Below are 18,382 nucleotides of genomic sequence, written 5' to 3'. Positions count from 1 at the left end.
AATTATGTGAAAATTAATATTCTAGCAGTAGAGACGCAATGATTGCGTCTTAGGATATATCATAGGTTAAAGGTAATCATCTACTGTATTTCAAAGGAAAAGAATAGACTATACGATTTTTGAGTTTTTTGGCATAAGAAGGATAGTTTGTAGTTATGATTTCGTAATAACTTTCACCTTCATAATCAATTTGTAATAATCCTTTATTATGTCTTTTGGGAAGCTGATAAAGCCCTTTTTCAGTTGAAAATTTCACTTTTTTACCTTCCAAAAATACCTGCGCATTATTAACAAAACGATTATTATCCCCAATCAATACCACATTAAAATCAGATTGATTGTTGAGTACTTGTAGCTTAAAAGGGCGATTTTCTAGGAGCTCTAATCTCAATCGATCGTGGTCGAGTGAAGCAATGAGGTAGTTTCCTGATTTTTTAAAAGATTCATCCAGAGCTATAGTATCTACACAATTGTTGAAATATGAAGAATCTACTGTACCCAAGCCATTGAGTGTGATATTCTTGATTTGCAAGCTATTGAGCGCATAAACCAGCCGATAGTGACTTTCTTTTGAAGCTTTGTGAAGGAATTGAGCCAGTCCAATCTGAGAAAATGATAGGATTAGACATAGAACTGTCAGGTGTTTTTTCATAGAGATTTTGGTATATTGTATGTGTTTTTCAAAGATAATGGAGACGAATAAACAGTTTTAAACTGTTTAAAAAAGTAAGTCCAAGACTAAGTCTTGAACTAGGAACTTCAATTTTTTCCAGTAATCAGAGGTTTAAAATCGTCTTTTTGATAAATTATTTGAAGTTAAAGGCTTATCCCTGAAATACAAACAATAAAGTTAAACTATTAGGCGTCCAGCTCTGGGTATTCGGCAAAAATATATCTATGGTTATAAAAAAGCATTTTGAAACTTTTGCCTATTGCCTAAAACAGACAAATTAAATTTAAGTTTTCCATAAACATTCATCAACTATGATTGAAATAAATGTGCCACAGAGTGCAGAACAGTGGGAGAAATATTATGATTTACGTTTTAAAATCTTACGTGAACCATGGGGACAGCCCAAAGGCAGCGAGGTGCTCAAGGACGAAGATGAAGCAACTCATGCTATGGCTATAGATACCGAAAGTGGGCAAATTTTGGGCGTGGCTCGTCTACAAAAAAATAGCCCGACCGAAGGACAAGTGCGTTGTGTGGCTGTATCCAACGAAGCCCAAGGCAAAGGAGTTGGTAAACTTTTGATGGCTTATTTAGAAGAAGCTGCTCGTCAACAAGGCATGACGCAGATTGTACTGGATGCTCGTCAAAATGCGGTTGCTTTCTACAAAGCCATTGGTTACACCATTATTGCAGATTCGTATTTGCTTTTTGGTGAAATACCTCATTTTAAGATGACGAAGGATATTTAGTAATATTGAAGTCCGTAAAGACGCAATATGTCAACACCAACAAGTGGTATCTATTCTGTAATTTTTCGAACTAAACCAAAAACTAGTTAACTGAAAATCAAAACAATAGCAATTATACTTTTAGACTATTTCCAAGAAATAATCTTCACTCAGAATAGCTTTTTACCAAAGATATATTGTAACTTTGTAAAAATTAGTACTTCATAGCTCGGCCAAGGTCGAGCTATCGACTTTTACAACCATGACATTCGAAGAGTTAAATATCAATACGTTCTTATTAAATGCCCTCAATGATCTAGGGCTCACAGAACCCACTCCCATTCAAGAGCAGGTTTTCTCGGTAGTGATGTCGGGAAGAGACGTTTGTGGCATTGCCCAAACAGGTACGGGAAAGACCTACGCTTATTTGTTACCTACTTTACGACTTTATCAATTCTCCAAAGAAAAACACCCTCAGATTATCATTTTGGTGCCTACTCGTGAGTTGGTTGTGCAAGTGATGGAATCTGTAAAAGCGCTTACCACTTATATGACGGTGCGTACTGTAGGGATTTTTGGTGGGGTAAACACCAAACCACAAACGGCAGAATTACTTCAAGGAGTAGATATCTTGGTAGCAACACCAGGGCGTTTGGTGGACTTTTTGATGAATGGAACCATTAATCCAAAAAACGTAAAACGTTTGATTATTGATGAGTTTGATGAAATGCTTAACTTGGGTTTCCGTGCTCAATTGACAGTAATTTTTGACAAATTACCTTCAAAACGTCAAAACTTGCTTTTCTCGGCTACGCTTACCAAAGATGTTGAAACCTTGGTCGAAACGTTCTTTAACTCCCCTGTTCGTATTGAAACAGAAGCAGTTGGCACGCCACATCAGAACATTACACAGTCTTATTACTTTGTTCAGAATTTTTACACAAAAGTGAATTTGTTGAATCTTTTGTTAAAAAATGACGAAAGTATGACTAAGGTATTGGTATTTGTGGCCACCAAAAAGTTAGCAGATACTTTGTATGAACAATTGGAAAAAACACTTCAATATAAAGTAGATGTGATTCACTCAAACAAGAATCAAAACCACCGTTTCAATAGCGTTGGCTTATTTGAGTTGGGCTATTGCCAAGTATTGATTGCCACAGATATTATTGCTAGAGGTTTGGATATTGATGAAGTTACGCACGTAATCAACTTTGATATGCCAGATATGCCTGAAAACTATATTCACCGCATCGGACGTACGGGTCGTTATGACAAAAAAGGGATTGCGATTTCTTTTGTTACCAAAAATGAGGTTGAATACTTGAAGCAGGTTGAGGCTTTGATGAATACAGAACTTCCTATCTTAGATACGCCAGAAGGGCTAGTAATTTCAGAAAAATTACTAGAAGAAGAAATACCAAAGGCAAAAATGAAGTTTATTACCAAACTACCAGATGTCTCTGACAACGGTGCTTATCACGAAAAATCTGATAAAAATAAAAAGGTAAACGTAAGAAGAGACCATAAAGCCGAAATGAAGCGTAAATACGGTAAGTCTTACGAAAACCGTTCTCGCAAATCGTAAGTTAGCACTCAAAATAAAATTTAATTTTTGAGCTTACAGCTTTCAGCTTTGGGCATTCGGCAAAAAGGTATCTATGGTTACTGAAATACCATTTAACACTCTTTGCCTTGTGCTTGTTGCCTAAAAATCTAATTCTGTTCACTTACTTAAGAAAGAGCGTTTTATTCTCCAAGTTTTTACAAAAAAAGGGTTCGGAAAATATTTTCCGAACCCTTTTTTTATTAATAGCCAATAAACTTCTATTGCTTGAAGCAGACAGCTCTATTTTTGAATTTTTACATCAAAAACTACTTTTCCTTGGGCGTAAGCCGCTGTGCCTTTGGTAATAGATTTTACACGAATCAAACCTTTCTTCACTTTGGTTCCTGAACCTTTTGAGTAAGCATAAATTTTACCTTCTTTTACCAAAACTGATTGTTTGGTTGAAGAAATACTTAAAGCTTGTAAAGTAGTGTTATTGGCTGCATCGAAGTCGATACCTACTGGAGCTTCTTGGAAATAAGTAGCATTGCCACCCGCGGTCGAAGAGCCTCCACAATCAGTGTTGGATGCAGGTACAGTGGTCGAATATCCTTGTAAAACTCTTTCTGGGTTTGACAAAAACTGTGGTTCATCTGCTGTACGAGTCGACGCATAAGTGATATCCACAAATTTGATATTTGAGTCAATGTCACACACTTTGTACACAACACCTGTTGAAGAAGCAAAACGAGAACCTAAATCGTTGCTTTGAGCACCTAGTTCGATATTATTCCAAGAAGCAATTTGTTCTTCTGCTCCAATAGAAATTTTAAGGGTTTTACGAGAAATTGCACCACTATTATCTTGTACATCAAAATGAATGTAGTTTACGCCAGTACTCGCCGAAACGGTATATTCAAACGTTTGTGTTTGTTCATCTACATTTTTCAACTTCACTTCAAACAAAGGTTGGTCGGTAGTACCACGATAGTTAGCTTTGTCGGCTACATACACACGAGCTACACGAGGCTTACCACCATCTGGTGATTTTTTGATTAAAAGCGTTACGGTTACGTTATCGCCCGAGCCTGCCAATACTTCCGGATTCGCATTGAGTGTTGGGTCGGTAAAGCTTACATCCAATTTACCTGTAGCCGCAGGTAGTTCATTGTTTGGACCAGGAGCCACCACATCAGGAATGGTATTACATGAATAAAGAACAGCAAAAGAGGCTAAGAATAAAATTAAAAAAGCAATTTTTTTCATGATGTTTGGATTGTGTTTTGAATGAGATTGCTGAATAATCACAGCAGTATGTAAACAGAAAATTTTCAATGTAGACAACTATATAACTGCAAGGTCACGGGCAAATGCATAGATAGTTGATTAAACGGCAAAAAAAATAGGACTTTCCTAGAAAAGTCCTATTCGTTACTAAGTTTATTTCAATCTCGATTTTGAGTAAATAGGGGTTTTGTCATAGAATAAGGCTATTTCTCAACTTCTATTACTCTTTATCAATATTAAGAAACTACAACTTCTTCAATACCCAAAGCTTTGCCAGCTGTTGGAGTTACTTGGAATTCAACTGGAGCTTTTTTCTCATCTTTGAATGCTTTGCGAGGCTTGATACTCAAGATTTGGAATAACTCTTTATCCGAATTCACATTAGGGTTTGGCGTTGTCAACAACACGTCTCCAGAGAAAACTGAGTTAGCACCAGCCATGAAACAGAAAGCTTGCCCTTCGTAAGAAAGCTCCAAACGACCAGCCGACAAGCGAACCATTGATTTTGGCATGATAATACGAGCTGTAGCGATTGTACGAACCATATCCCAAACCGAAGCAGGCTCTTGTCCTTCGAGTGGCGTACCTGCCACTGGCACAAGGTTGTTGATAGGTACTGAATCTGGATGTTTTGGTAAGTTAGCCAATGTCTGAAGCATACCAACACGGTCTTTAGACGATTCGCCTAAACCAATGATACCACCCGAACAAACCGAAAGATTTGCTTTACGCACGTTTTCTAGCGTATTCAAACGATCGTCGTAAGTTCTAGTAGAAATAATATCATCATAGTGTTCTTCTGAAGTATCTACGTTGTGGTTGTAGGCATACAAGCCTGCATCTTTCAACTTTTGAGCTTGTTCTTCTGACAACATACCCAAAGTACAGCATACTTCCATACCCAAAGCATTTACGCCTTTCACCATTTCTAACACTTTGTCGAAATCGCGGTTGTCACGTACTTCACGCCAAGCCGCACCCATACAGAAGCGAGAGCTACCTGCATCTTGTGCACGTTCGGCAGCAGCCATTACCTCCTCAACTTCCATCAATTTCTGAACTTTTACGTTCGTGTGGTAGCGAGCCGCTTGCGAGCAGTACGAACAATCTTCTGGACAACCACCAGTTTTGATTGACAACAGTGTACTTACCTGTACTTCTTGTGGGTCGTGGTGTTGACGGTGTACAGTAGCTGCACGATATACTAAGTCTAAAAAAGGAAGGTTATAGATTTCTTCAATCTCTTCTCTTGTCCAGTTATTTCTAATCATATCCATATTGTTTGCAAATTGAGACGCTGCGACACATCGCAATCGTGTTACACAATACCAAAATTAAAAAGGACTTCCCGTTCCACCAAACGAGAAGCCCTTTTGTGTAGCATATTTAGCAAAATAACTATTTGAATTCAATTGCAAAAGGCATCAAAGCCAAATAGCCCTCTTGAGTCTTAACTTTCTGAACCTGTTTTACATAAGATGCCATTTCACCAAATTGTGCTTTTAAGAACTTAGCTTCCATTTCATCTTCTTTCTTATTCATAAGTTCTTCGATGAATGATTTTGGGGTTGGATAATATCTTACCTTATAATCATCGGTTTTTACTTTAGCCATTTTGGCAGCAATTTCGATAGCCTTGTTTAAGTCTCCCAAAACATCCACCAAGCCATTGGCTTTGGCTTGTTCGCCCGTCCAAACACGACCTCCCGCCAAAGATTTCAATTTGTCGATATTCATGTGACGACCTTGAGCAGCTTTTGAAGTAAAGGTTTCATAACCTGCATTTACACGAGCTTGGAACCAGTTTTTCTCAAAATCAGTCAATTCTCTTGTTACTGTAGGAAAATCTGAATGGGCATTGGTATTCACACGGTCGTGAGTGATACCCAATTTATTTTTAAAGAAGTTTTCAAAATTGAAGAACTGCGCAAAAATACCGATTGAACCCGTAATCGTAGTTGGCAATGCCACTATAGTATCAGCGCCCATAGCCATGTAATATCCACCCGAAGCAGCATAATCGCCCATAGATGCTACTACAGGCTTTACTTTTTTGGCTAACTGTACTTCATGCCACATCACATCCGAAGCCAATGATGAACCACCTGGGCTATCAATACGCAAGACAATGGCTTTTACTTTTTTGTCGTCACGAGCTTTGCGAAGTTCAGCCACAAAGTCATCTGAGCCAATATTACCCGAACTTGCTTTTGCGCCTTCGATTGTACCTTCTGACACAATAACGGCAATACGGTTTTCTGAATCGTTGAAAGGAATAGCAGATTCAGCTTTCATGAATTTACCTAAACCAACATAAGTCAATTTGTCGTCAGCATCGATATTCAATTTCTTTTTCAAGGCTGTTTCATATTCATCCAAGTAGCCAACATTTGTCACTAGCTTAGACTGTAATGCACCTTTAGGTTCGTAAGCGGTCAACTCATCCGCTACTTTTTTCAATGCCTCAGCACTAATTCCTCTCGAAGTAGCAATTTGAGACATGATTTGGTTATTGATAGAACCCAATAATTCATTGTATTGAGCACGGTTTTCTTCGCTCATATTTTCACGAATAAATGGTTCAACCGCCGATTTGAATTGTCCAACACGAAATACGACTGGCTTGATATCTAGTTTATCGAGTGTACCTTTAAAAAAGGAAATCTCTGCACTAATCCCATTAAAATCTAAACCGCCTGCTGGATTTAAGAAGATTTTGTCTGCCACCGAAGTAAGGTAATAGCCTTTTTCAGTAAAAGACTCTCCGTAAGCATAGATAAACTTCCCTGATTTTTTGAAGGCCAACAAAGCATCTCTAATTTCTTGTAACTGAGCATATCCAGCCATTGGATAATGTGCTTGTAGCGAAATACCTTTGATATGAGTATCGACAGCCGCACGTTTGAGCGCTTCACGGATTTGTACCAAACCGATTTCGTCGCTATTATCGGCAAAAGGACCGCCTAGGTTTTTGAAAGGATTTTCGTCCTCTGCTACATTTTCAACAATAGGATGATTCAGGTCTAATTTTAAGACCGTATTTTCTTTCAAGGCTACTTTGTCCTCGCTCCCACCAATAGCGGCAGCAATCCCAATTAAAATAAAAAAGCCAAAAAGGAAAAAGAGAATAAGACCAACAATGGTCGCAAATACATTTTTGAGGAATCCTAGCATACTTTTAAGTGATGTTAAAGAAATACCTTATGAGTAGTTCTTTGGGAATGTGTTATTACGTTTTGGTTTTTATTTGGGGTCAACTTCAGAGTAAGGCAAAATAAAAAATCTCTGAGAACCTTTTGAGTCAAGAACTACAAAGTTAATTTTTATACGATTTGTTACACGCTTTTGTTTCAACTATTGAGTAAGTGAAGTTCTTGGACTTAATTGTTCAAAAATAAAATAGTGCTAGGGTATCTCTACTAATTTGTGTTGTATGGAAAAAGACAGGGATAAAAGGTGTAGGTAAAGCATAAAAATAAAAGCCCAAGCAATACGATTACTTGAGCCTTTAGAATATTAGTTTTGAGACATGAAGTACTCAATCAGTTTCGATGCGCTGTTAACGTCTTTTTCAAGTACCTGTAACTCAAACTGAGCATCTTTTGAAACCTCCGCTTTGATACCTGCCAACGACAAGCGCGACTGAATATCTTCGGCAGAACCAAGGGTTTCGAACTCAGCAATAGTTACAAGCTCTAAGCTTCACCCGAACATGTTACGGTAATCTTCACGAGATTTCAAGATTACTTGGTGAGCCACTTCGCTACCATAAACATCGTCGATATCTACAGCTACTTTTTCTTCACCTGGGATATTTTTGTACGTCAAGAAATAGTGAACCAAACGGTCGATGATACTTTTTGGACAATCTTTGATGTCTTTCCATTTACCGTACATCGAGTCGTCTTTCAATACAGCAATGATTTTATCATCTGCTTCACCTTTGTCAATCATACGGATACCACCGATAGGGATAGCTTCGCAAATGATGTCACCATGTGTGATAGCACGTTCAGAAAGAACCAAAATATCAAGAGGGTCACCATCTCCTTTTTCGATTTCTTTACCAGAGGCGTTACGAGCTAGGTCAGCCGTTAATTCTCCACAGTAAGTTTGAGGAACAAAGCCATACAAAGCAGGTACAATGTTAGAGAACTTTTGAGGACGGTCGATTTTCAAATATCCAGTTTCCTTGTCGATTTCGTACTTTACAGTATCAGTAGGTACAATTTCGATGAATGAGTTCACAACTTTTGGCATATCCTTTCCGATTTGGATACCATGCCAAGGATGGGCTTTATAAAAATTACGTTGCATAAGTAATAATTGCAGTCTCCACTGCGGGTTGTTGGTGAGATGCCTCACTGTCTTTCATCAAGGTTTGAGGATGAGGGATTTCCCTCGGCTGATTACTTATTGACTGCCTTGATGTTCGACTATTTGTTTGAAATTAGCGTATATTTTTTCTTGTAAATATTCAATATCTACCTCCAATAGATTGGAAGCAGCCACAAAGATACTTGATATTGTGCAATTCTTATCGTCTGTCTCAAGAAATAACTGCTTAATTGGGATAGATGTGATTAAACGGCTAGCATTCGATTTATCTTGCAAAAGAGCAGCCCCCAACGACACATATAGCTGATGTTGAATTAGTTGCTTCAAAATCTGCTCGTTATTATTAAAGCCATGAATCAACCAAGGGAACTTGGGACGTAACAATTTTTTAATTTGGATTATTTCTGAAAAAGCTCGTACACAATGAATCACCGTCGGCTTCTGTAATGCTTCAGCAATTTGGATTTGTGTTTTGAAGACATTTATTTGAAAAGTCCAATCTGTCTGGCAGATTCTGTCCAAGCCACATTCACCTAAAAACAAGACTTTGGGATGAGTCAAAATTCTTTTTAACAAAGCCAAATCCGCTTCTAATTGAGTTTCTTTCAAATACCAAGGATGTAAACCCGCCGAAAAATATTGATTGGGTAATGAATTCACAAGCTGTTTTTCCCAAACTTCAACAGGTATTGCCGAATCTATCACCAGATTTTGCACCTGAAAAATTGCTTCGTCTGCTTCGATATGATGCGTGTGGATATTGAGATACATTTTATTGAGTGACTGCGTAATGGGTGATTGCGTGATTTTTCCAATAAATATATCTGTAGAGACGCAATGCCTTGTGTTTTTACATTTCAAAATTAAAACAATTCTTTCACAAATTGATTTATCATAGATAGGTTACTGTGTTCGGCAATGAGCCATTGGCTAGGCTTTTCACTCATTTGCCCATGTTAAAAAAGAAACATTATTTAGGATGTCATCTATCTCGATTATTTGGTTCAAAAGAGATTTACGTTTGCACGACCATTTGCCTTTGCAAAAAGCTATTGAAGCTGGGCGACCACTTTTACTTTTGTATATCTTCGAACCAAGTTTAATCCAAGATGTACATTATAGCCCTCGTCACTGGCAGTTTGTATGGGAATCCTTAATCGATTTACAGAAAAGACTTTTCCAAATACACCCCAACGCCAAACTTTGGGTAGTTCGAGAAGAAGTTTTACCTTTTTTTGAAAAACACCTTTCCTCCTATCCTATCCATTCGCTTTACTCTTACCAAGAAACAGGTATTTCAAAAACTTTTGAAAGAGATAAAAAGCTTTCGAAATATCTACAATTACAACATATTCCTTGGCACGAATATCAGAGCAATGGGGTCAGAAGAGGACTTCAGCATCGAGGAGATTGGATGAAATCGTGGTATGCTTTTATGCACGAAGCACAGGCAATACCCAACTGGTCAAAAGCTACCTTCGCCGAAATTGATTTATCACTCTTTGCAATAAATAGTTTTCAAGAAATCTGCCCCAACTATACTCCCTTGCATCAAATGCAGCCTGGAGGAGAAACTTTTGCTCAAAAATATATGCAGAGTTTTTGGAAAGAACGGTGCAGATTTTACTCCAAACATATCTCAAAACCGCTCGAAGCTCGCAAATCCTGTAGCAGACTTTCGCCTTATATTGCTTGGGGAAATCTTTCTATCAAACAAGTGTATCAGGAAAGCTTACAGCAAAGTAAAAAAAACTCCTCGTTAAAAAAGCATTTAGAAAATTTTCGTTCGAGGCTACGTTGGCACTGTCATTTTATCCAAAAATTTGAATCGGATGAACGAATCGAGTTTGAAAATTTGAACAGAGGATATGATGATTTATTTTTTTCTGATAATCATCAGCATTTTGAGGCTTGGACAAAAGGGCAAACGGGTTATCCGCTTGTGGATGCCTGTATGCGCTGTTTGGTAAGTACAGGGTATCTCAATTTTAGGATGCGTGCTATGCTTGTTTCATTTTTGACCCATAATCTAGCCTATCATTGGAAGCCAGCAGCCTTGTTTTTGGCACAACAATTTCTCGATTTTGAGCCCGGTATACATTATCCGCAAATCCAAATGCAAGCTGGTGTAACAGGCGTAAATACCGTCAGAATTTACAACCCTACCAAGCAAGCGCAAGACCATGACCCCGACGGAGTTTTTATTAAACAATGGATTCCAGAGCTCGCCAACTGTCCTGTAGCATTGATTCATGAACCTTGGAAATTGACACCGATGGAACAGCAATTATATCAAATAGACATCGGAAAAACGTATCCATTTCCTTTGATAGACATAGAAAAAGAGCATCAAAAAGTAAAAGAGCGAATTTGGGGTCATAAAGGCAAATCGGAAGTTAAGCAACACAAAAAGGCTATTTTGACAAAACATGCGATACCTTTTCAACAAAAGTCTTGATTTAGCTTAGTTCAGAATACAAAGAAGTATAGTGCAAAGCTGGTTTTTTCCGTACCTTTGCAAGCAATTCTGAAATAACAAAGATAGTCCTTACGAAAGGACCCATACACAAAGCAAATTAGCACAATGATTTATCCGATTATACCTTACGGCGATCCCGTTCTCAGAAAAGAAGCTGAAGATATAGAAAAAGGCTCGATTGATGTAAAACAATTGGCCGAAGATATGTTCGAAACCATGTATGCAGCTTCTGGCGTAGGTTTGGCTGCCCCACAAATTGGCATGAGCATCCGTATGTTTGTGGTGGATGGTCGGCCATTCAACGAAGGCGAAGACCTTGACGAAAGAGATAAAGACCCTTCGGTAGTAGACTTCAAAAAGGTATTCATCAATGCAGAAATCTTGGAAGAAGATGGCGAAGAATGGGGTTTTGAAGAAGGTTGTTTGTCTATCCCAGGTATCCGTGCCGATGTTTACAGACCCGAATTTGTAAAAATTCACTATTTTGATACCGATTGGAATGAGCACACCGAAGTGTATGAAGGTTTGGCAGCTCGTATTATCCAACACGAATACGACCATATCGATGGCATTTTGTTTACCGACCACCTTAGCCCTGTCAAAAAGCGTATGATTAAAAACAAGCTTAGCGACATTTCGAAAGGCAAGGTAAAAGTTGACTACAAAATGAAATTCAAATAAAAATTCTATCCCAAATCTAAACACGTAGGTTTGGGATTTTTTGTAAATACTCATGAAAAATATCATCGCAGGGCTTTTCTTTGCTATGCTATGGGCCTCTGCATCGGCCGCTACCAAAATTGGTCTTTTAGATGCACAACCATTCGTGATTGGTAACTGCCGTTTCTTTATTGCAGGCTTAATCATGCTGAGCGCAAGTTTGATTTTTCAAAAGTCAAGGTTACCCAAAGGCAAAGAATGGAAACAACTAGCTATTTATGGCTTCTTGAATGTAACCTTATATCTGGGCTGTTTTGTCTTAGCTATGAAAAAAGTATCTGCAGGCATTGGCTCGCTTTCTACTGCCACCAATCCTTTAATTATCAGTGTTATTTCAGCTATTTGGATGAAACGAGCTATCAAAAAGGGAGAACTTACCGGATTAATTCTAGGAATTTTGGGCGTAGCTATTGCCACCTATCCATTATTAGTAAAAAGTTATGCAAGTGTAGATGGCCTATTGATTTTGGCTACTAGCATGATTTCCTATTCGGTCGGCACGATTTACTATTCACAGCAAAAATGGGATTTGCCTTTGTTGGCAATCAATGGTTGGCAAGTATTATTAGGAGGTTTTATGCTACTGCCAGTTACATTTTTGATGACAGATTGGGAAAATAATCACTATACGCTAAGATTTTGGGGCTCGGTGTTTTGGTTGGTAGTACCTGTATCTATTGCTGCGGTTCAGCTTTGGTTGTATTTGCTTAAAACAGATACCGTAAAAGCTTCACTTTGGTTATTTTTATGTCCTATTTTTGGATTTGTGTATGCCTCAGTGCTTCTCGACGAGCCTATTACGGCTTATACTTATGTTGGTACTGCACTGGTGATTTTGGGGCTTTATGTAGCTCAAAAAGAAAAATTTCAGTCTAAATTATCTAGCTAGTCAGGAATTGAATTAATTTGGCTTTAAGAAATAAGGCTGAATTTCCAAAATACCCAAAAGTAGTTAATTCATCTGCAATCTAGTCCTCAAAATAGATATTTTTCACCAAATGCGTACAGCCTAATGCACATAAAAAACCGAAAGCCCATTATCAATCCTGAAGCACTATATATATGTTAAGATTTCCTAAACTCTTGTTACCCTTAATATCTCTTTCTTTATTAGCCTGTAGTTTTTTAAAAGATTCGGTAGAAGACGCCACATGGCAAGATTTGGGATGCGATACCACTCAGAAAGTCAGCACCTTGGCTATTTATGATATGGTACAACCCTTTTACGAAACAGATACATTTTTACAACTCAATATCAAACCTACCGCTATTTATGTAGCTACCGTAGGCGTGCGTCAAGAAGTTGAAATGACTGCCTATAAACTTGATTCGCTTAATCAGATAGCATCAATAACCAATCCAGCGGGTACAATTGGCGTAACACCTACGTGGGTCGAGCAAGCTTATCTTGGGGCGTTTATTCATACCCCGCGCTACTTATATGATCGCTGGGCAAGAATCCTAGAAGCAGATCGTAATGTTTTTTTGGCAAAGCGTGACTCTATCAAGGATATTATGGCCGAAAAACATAAAAGCATTCGTGTGATTTCTGATTTAAGGTCGGTTGCCAATCAACGCAAATACCTTTCTCGCAAACGTAGTGCCTCGCCTGTATCCATGCACAATTTTGGATTGGCAGCAGATTTTGCAGTATTTAGAGGCAGAAAAGTATCAAATACCTTTTCTAATTACAAACCATTGGATACACTTACGGCTCGCTTTGGACTTACTTGGGGAGGAAACTTTGTTGGATTTATGGACCCAGGACATATCCAGTATTTGAAAAATGGCGCAACGCTCGTAGAAAAATACCCTGTTTTGAGATTTGAGTTTGAACCCTACCGAGCGTTTTATCTCAATACCGTCGAAAAAGCTGTCAAAACAGGAAAAATCAATCGAGTAGTAGATACAGCCGATTTACTGACATTACTCAACGAGCTTCGCCGAAACCAACCTTGTAGTTGTGGAAAAGTTAAAAAACTGATTAACAGTGGTACACTCGAAAAAGTAAAAGGATATTTACAAAAAACACCTTACAACGAGCTCAATGATATTGTAATCATCGGAGATTTGGGGCAGCAAACTTTGTCATTGGTTTCTTCTAAAGGAATTATTACCCTAGAATTAGGAAAGTGGAGATAACTCGATGGCTCATCAACTTTGTCAGAGTATACACTCTGACAAAGTTGAGCCTAGTGTAATTAGGTATTTATGGCTAAAATTAGTGAATTAAGCAGAGGATAAATCCTCAAAGTTATGCAAGCATAACTTTATCTCTTGCAAATGTAAGACGCTTTCTGAATGCAAACAATCTTTTTAGCATAAAACTTTTGGTAACTATTTCTAAAACAGCCTCTTTACAACTTGTATCCTCTCAAGAAATCTTGAATCCCCATGCGCTTCTTCATTTCTAACTGAAGCTCGTCGATAGCGAGCCAGCCTTCAGCACATTTGTAGTACAAATAGGTTTTCCCATCGCTAACCCACTGCCCCACTGCTACCGTTTGAGTTGTTTCAACATCGTTTACAAGATGGGTTTTGTACACCTTACAAGTCTTATCTCCCAAATAAGTCCATGCAGCAGGGTATGGCGATAGCCCTCGAATAAAGTCATACACAGCCTTGGCGGAGTTCTCCCAATTGATTTGACAGGTTTCTTTAAAAATCTTAGGTGCATGATGCAATACCTGATTTTCATTTTGTGGCTCTTGAGGGTAATTTCCAGACTCAATCGCGCGAACTGTTTTTAACACTAATTTAGCACCAATATGCATGAGTCTTTCATAAACAGTACCTACATTATCCTCCTCATGAATAGGTTCTCTTTCTTGAAAAATCACCGAACCCGTATCAATTTCATGCTTCAAAAAGAAAGTAGTAACGCCTGTTTCCTTTTCACCGTTCATAATTGCCCAATTGATAGGAGCAGCACCACGGTATTGTGGCAACAAAGAACCATGAAGATTAAATGTTCCTAAGGGTGGCATTTGCCAAACCACCTCAGGCAACATTCGAAATGCCACTACAATTTGTAAATCTGCCTGATAACTTTTGAGTTCCTCCAAAAAAGCAGGAGCTTTTAATTTTTCAGGTTGCAAAATAGGAATATGCGGGGCATGGTTCAACACATACTCTTTTACGGCCGACATACCCAACTTTTGGCCACGCCCAATTGGCTTGTCTGGCGCTGTTACTACAGCTACTATCTCACAGCCATTTTCTACCAAAATCCTCAGGCTTTCTACCGCAAATTCGGGCGTACCCATGAATATAATTCTCATAATTTTCTTGATTGTCTATTACGCTCTAAAACTCAAAATCTGCTATTTAGGCACCTTTTGTACACTTTACAAAACAAAAAGGCTATCACTGTCGTTATAAAAAAACATGGCTAAAAGTAGGTAGTTATATTTATTCTTTTAAAAACACAAAATAGATTTCTTTTTTGAAAAAGATTAAAAATAAGCTATCTTTGTAATCTCAATTCGCACAATATGAAAAAGATTAAAGCAACAACGGTACAAATATAACTTCGATTTTTCTACAAAGGTCTTAAAATCTTGTAGAACGGTTCGAAGCCGTTCTTTTTTATTTGCCCGAATTGAAACTTATAATTACAAAACACCCCCTTTTGCTGGCAAGAAATTGTCAGTAATTTTTTTTGTATTCACCACCAAATCAGTCTAGAACATTTTAAACATAGCAGAAAAGTATGGCAAAGGTACAGTATTATACGCAGGAAAAACTTGATGAGCTTAAAGCAGAACTTCATTACCTTAAAATTCAAGGACGTGCAGATATGGCTAAACAAATTGCGGAAGCTCGTGACAAAGGCGATCTTAGTGAAAATGCGGAGTATGATGCGGCCAAAGATGCACAAGGTTTATTAGAGTTGAAAATATCGAAAATGGAAGAAATCGTGGCTAATGCTCGCGTCTTAGACGAATCAACGATTGATACTTCTAAAGTTTCTATTCTTTCAAAAGTTAAAATCAAAAACCGTCGTAACGGTATGGAAGTAACCTACACAATCGTGTCGGAAGAGGAAGCTGATTTGAAAGCTGGAAAAATCTCTATTTCATCACCATTTGGAAAAGGTTTATTTGGTAAAAAAGTAGGTGACGTTGCCGAAATTACAGCGCCCGCAGGAAAACTAGAATTCGATATTTTGGAAATTTCACGCTAATATGCTCTGCTTTGCGTCCTCTAAGCTTTGATACTAGCCAAAACACCAAAAATATTTTGGAATAAATTTTGCAAAAGCCCTCATTGAGATAAATCAATGAGGGCTTTTTTGTAGTTTTATGATAATATTTAACCAGCGACGTTCATAAACAAAGATTCATTGAATCAATATTTTACTTCATGCTATCGTTGTCAAACAAAAACCCTGAATAAGACCTATATTTCGTACATGCAATTTTTATATCCTAGTTTTTTGTGGGCTTTGCTAGCGGCGGCCATTCCGGTAATTATCCATTTGTTCAATTTTCGCAGAACCAAAAAGGTCTATTTTACCAATGTCGCATTTCTCAAAGCTGTTAATACTACTACTTCATCATTTCGCAGACTTAAACATTTGCTTATCATGGCCGCTAGGATTCTAGCGATTATCTGCTTGGTATTGGCCTTTGCACAACCTATCCTAACTCCTAAATCAGGTAATATTGCCAAAAGTGCTGGTCTAACTAGTATTTATATCGACAATTCGCTTTCGATGCAAAATGAGTTGAATAAAAAAAGTTATCTCAGCAAGGCCATCAGTAAGGTAGAAGAACTTTTAACAGCTTTTCCGCAAGGTTCAAGATTACAATTACTCACCAATGATTTTTCGGCACAAGAACATAGTTTGGCAAATGCTCAACAAATTAAAGAGCGAACTACCACTATTGATTACACACATACTCCACGGACCATTGAGAATGTCTTGAAACGCCAGGGCAGTTTGGCGGCCAAGCATCAATCTCAAGGCGGAAATCAGTTTATTCTTTTCTCAGATTTTCAAAAAAGTACCTCAGGAGTCCTCAATCAAATCAAAGTAGATACAGCCAGTACGGTATTTCTGGTACCTGTGCAGGCGAAAGCTATTCAAAATGTATTTGTAGATTCGGTTTGGCTCAATACTCCTTTTATCAGGGAAATGCAAGTCAATACCCTCACCGTAAAGCTGTCTAATACGGGCGAACGAGCAGTACAAAACTTGCCCATAAAGCTCTTTGTAGACGAAGTACAAATAGCATCAGCCGTAGCCAATATCGATGCGCATGGCGTAACAACAGCCAATTTTAACTTTACCGTAAAAGATAAAGGTTTCAAAAAAGGCCGTATTTCATTCGACGACACTCCAGTTACCTTTGATAATGATTATTATTTTGTGTTGCATGCCGCTCCCAAAATTCGTGTGCTTCACTTGTTTGGACAAAGTGCTCCCGAAAAATTTGTTCAACACGTTTTTGAAAATGATAGTGTTTTTGCTTTGCGCAGCATATCGGCAAGTAATGTGGATGTCGGACAAATCAGAACAGCAGATTTAGTGGTATTAGAAGGCGTTCAGCTAATAGATGGCAGCTTGAGCGCAAGCGTACAGGAGTTTATCAAAGCAGGGGGTTCGGTGATGCTTATTCCTCCTACAGCACCAGATATTGCCAATTATAATGCTTTTTTAGGTAAATATGGTATCCGAAATATCCAGCTCAAATCAAGCTCTCCAACTGAGTCAAGTATTTTGGCTGAGCCTAGTAAGTCTGATGGCTTCTTTGGAGACATTTTCGATAGCTCCAACCTACGTGCCATGCTACAAATGCCATCGCAATCGGCTAATTTGACGTGGCAAGTGGCTGGTCAAAAACTTTTGCAATTCCGCAATGGTATGCCTTATCTGAGTAGCACAAAGGTTGGTCAGGCCGAAATATATCTGTTGGCCTCTCCTTTGTCCAAAGAATGGGGCGATTTTGCTCGGAATGCCCTCTTTGTACCAATTATGTACAAAATCGGTGCATTGAGCGTACGACAAGAGCCTTCTGCCTATTCTTTCAAAGATAATACCTTTACGATTGATGTTGAGAATGCCAATGCCAATACCAACTTTAAACTACGCAAAGGCAAGTTAGAGCTTATCCCTGTACAACAGCTCAATGGCAAACAACTTACCATAGAATTACCAAAGGCGAATCAATTGAATGAGGGACAATCTATCGAATCAGGCTATTATGAACTACTCAATAATGGAAAAGTAGAACGTATTTTAGCTTTTAATCATGATCATAGCGAGTCGCAAATGGATTTTTATTCGAGCCAAGAACTAAAGTCAATCTTTGGTGGTCAGAAAAATATTCAAGTATTTGACCAGATTGATGATACCGATTTTGTCAAAACTTTTAAAGAACAAAACTTCGGTAAAGCTCTTTGGCGATATTTCTTGATTGGCGCACTGGTATGCTTAGCCATCGAAATCCTTCTAGTAAGGTTTCTAAAATAATCATGGCTATTATTCCAGTGTCTATCTGAAGTAAGTAATCGTGCAGAATTATATTAAAGTTTTGTGTTTTAGGGGCAAGGCAACAGGCACAAGGCACAGAGTGTTAAAATGTTTTTAACGACCACGGACA

At 38.2% G+C, this 18,382-nt stretch carries 15 protein-coding genes; 8 read left to right on the top strand and 7 right to left on the bottom strand.

Annotation, left to right across the window (positions count from 1 at the left end):
• Positions 1-76 precede the first annotated feature (76 nt).
• Entirely contained in the window at positions 77-652 is a 576-nt protein-coding gene (locus ACOVQ4_RS15105) for a hypothetical protein (protein WP_421821462.1), read from the bottom strand.
• A gap of 332 nt (positions 653-984) precedes the next feature.
• Here ACOVQ4_RS15105 and ACOVQ4_RS15100 point away from each other — a divergent pair, with 332 nt between their 5' ends.
• Both ACOVQ4_RS15100 and ACOVQ4_RS15095 read left to right on the top strand, forming a co-directional pair.
• Positions 985-1,422 carry a GNAT family N-acetyltransferase gene (locus tag ACOVQ4_RS15100; protein ID WP_421821461.1) on the top strand — a complete coding sequence of 146 codons (438 nt, stop codon included), beginning with the start codon at positions 985-987 and terminating at the stop codon, positions 1,420-1,422.
• A gap of 241 nt (positions 1,423-1,663) precedes the next feature.
• The gene (locus ACOVQ4_RS15095) at positions 1,664-2,989 is read left to right on the top strand and encodes a DEAD/DEAH box helicase (RefSeq protein ID WP_421821460.1); all 1,326 of its coding nucleotides are present in this window, start codon (positions 1,664-1,666) and stop codon (positions 2,987-2,989) included.
• Positions 2,990-3,250: 261 nt separating this feature from the next.
• Here ACOVQ4_RS15095 and ACOVQ4_RS15090 read toward each other — a convergent pair whose 3' ends face one another.
• The 5 genes from ACOVQ4_RS15090 to ACOVQ4_RS15070 all read right to left on the bottom strand — a co-directional run bounded on the left by ACOVQ4_RS15090 (position 3,251) and on the right by ACOVQ4_RS15070 (position 9,346).
• Positions 3,251-4,216 carry a hypothetical protein gene (locus tag ACOVQ4_RS15090; protein ID WP_095160217.1) on the bottom strand — a complete coding sequence of 322 codons (966 nt, stop codon included), beginning with the start codon at positions 4,214-4,216 and terminating at the stop codon, positions 3,251-3,253.
• A gap of 257 nt (positions 4,217-4,473) precedes the next feature.
• Positions 4,474-5,514, bottom strand: a complete 1,041-nt coding sequence (bioB, locus tag ACOVQ4_RS15085; RefSeq protein ID WP_421821459.1) for a biotin synthase BioB — start codon at positions 5,512-5,514, stop codon at positions 4,474-4,476.
• Positions 5,515-5,635: 121 nt separating this feature from the next.
• Positions 5,636-7,411, bottom strand: a complete 1,776-nt coding sequence (gene sppA, locus ACOVQ4_RS15080) for a signal peptide peptidase SppA (RefSeq protein WP_421821458.1) — start codon at positions 7,409-7,411, stop codon at positions 5,636-5,638.
• Positions 7,412-7,939: 528 nt separating this feature from the next.
• Positions 7,940-8,554 carry an inorganic pyrophosphatase gene (locus ACOVQ4_RS15075; RefSeq protein WP_421821457.1) on the bottom strand — a complete coding sequence of 205 codons (615 nt, stop codon included), beginning with the start codon at positions 8,552-8,554 and terminating at the stop codon, positions 7,940-7,942.
• A gap of 96 nt (positions 8,555-8,650) precedes the next feature.
• Positions 8,651-9,346, bottom strand: coding sequence for a TatD family hydrolase (locus ACOVQ4_RS15070; RefSeq protein ID WP_421821456.1), 696 nt, complete (start codon positions 9,344-9,346; stop codon positions 8,651-8,653).
• A gap of 208 nt (positions 9,347-9,554) precedes the next feature.
• On the opposite strand from ACOVQ4_RS15070, the gene ACOVQ4_RS15065 reads away from it, so the two are divergent.
• The 4 genes from ACOVQ4_RS15065 (at position 9,555) to ACOVQ4_RS15050 (ending at position 13,916) form a co-directional block, all read left to right on the top strand.
• A complete protein-coding gene (locus tag ACOVQ4_RS15065) occupies positions 9,555-11,033 on the top strand; it encodes a deoxyribodipyrimidine photo-lyase/cryptochrome family protein (RefSeq protein ID WP_421821455.1) in 1,479 nt (492 codons plus the stop codon).
• A 126-nt stretch (positions 11,034-11,159) separates the two neighbouring features.
• Complete coding sequence (gene def, locus ACOVQ4_RS15060; RefSeq protein WP_421821454.1) at positions 11,160-11,735, top strand: peptide deformylase; 576 nt, start codon at positions 11,160-11,162, stop codon at positions 11,733-11,735.
• 52 nt (positions 11,736-11,787) lie between these two features.
• Positions 11,788-12,663, top strand: coding sequence for a DMT family transporter (locus ACOVQ4_RS15055; RefSeq protein WP_421821453.1), 876 nt, complete (start codon positions 11,788-11,790; stop codon positions 12,661-12,663).
• Positions 12,664-12,857: 194 nt separating this feature from the next.
• Positions 12,858-13,916: a M15 family metallopeptidase gene (locus tag ACOVQ4_RS15050; RefSeq protein ID WP_421821452.1), complete on the top strand. Its 1,059-nt coding sequence runs from the start codon at positions 12,858-12,860 to the stop codon at positions 13,914-13,916.
• Positions 13,917-14,131: 215 nt separating this feature from the next.
• Here ACOVQ4_RS15050 and fmt read toward each other — a convergent pair whose 3' ends face one another.
• Complete coding sequence (gene fmt / locus ACOVQ4_RS15045; protein WP_421821451.1) at positions 14,132-15,055, bottom strand: methionyl-tRNA formyltransferase; 924 nt, start codon at positions 15,053-15,055, stop codon at positions 14,132-14,134.
• Between the two features lie 431 nt (positions 15,056-15,486).
• Here fmt and greA point away from each other — a divergent pair, with 431 nt between their 5' ends.
• Entirely contained in the window at positions 15,487-15,960 is a 474-nt protein-coding gene (gene greA / locus ACOVQ4_RS15040; RefSeq protein ID WP_421821450.1) for a transcription elongation factor GreA, read from the top strand.
• 228 nt (positions 15,961-16,188) lie between these two features.
• Positions 16,189-18,252: a BatA domain-containing protein gene (locus ACOVQ4_RS15035; RefSeq protein ID WP_421821449.1), complete on the top strand. Its 2,064-nt coding sequence runs from the start codon at positions 16,189-16,191 to the stop codon at positions 18,250-18,252.
• Positions 18,253-18,382 lie beyond the last annotated feature (130 nt).

The organism is Flectobacillus sp. (assembly GCF_049240685.1).
GTDB lineage: Bacteria > Bacteroidota > Bacteroidia > Cytophagales > Spirosomataceae > Flectobacillus.
The sequence above is the reverse complement of the archived record's forward strand: the minus strand, read 5'-3'. Positions and strand labels throughout refer to the sequence as shown.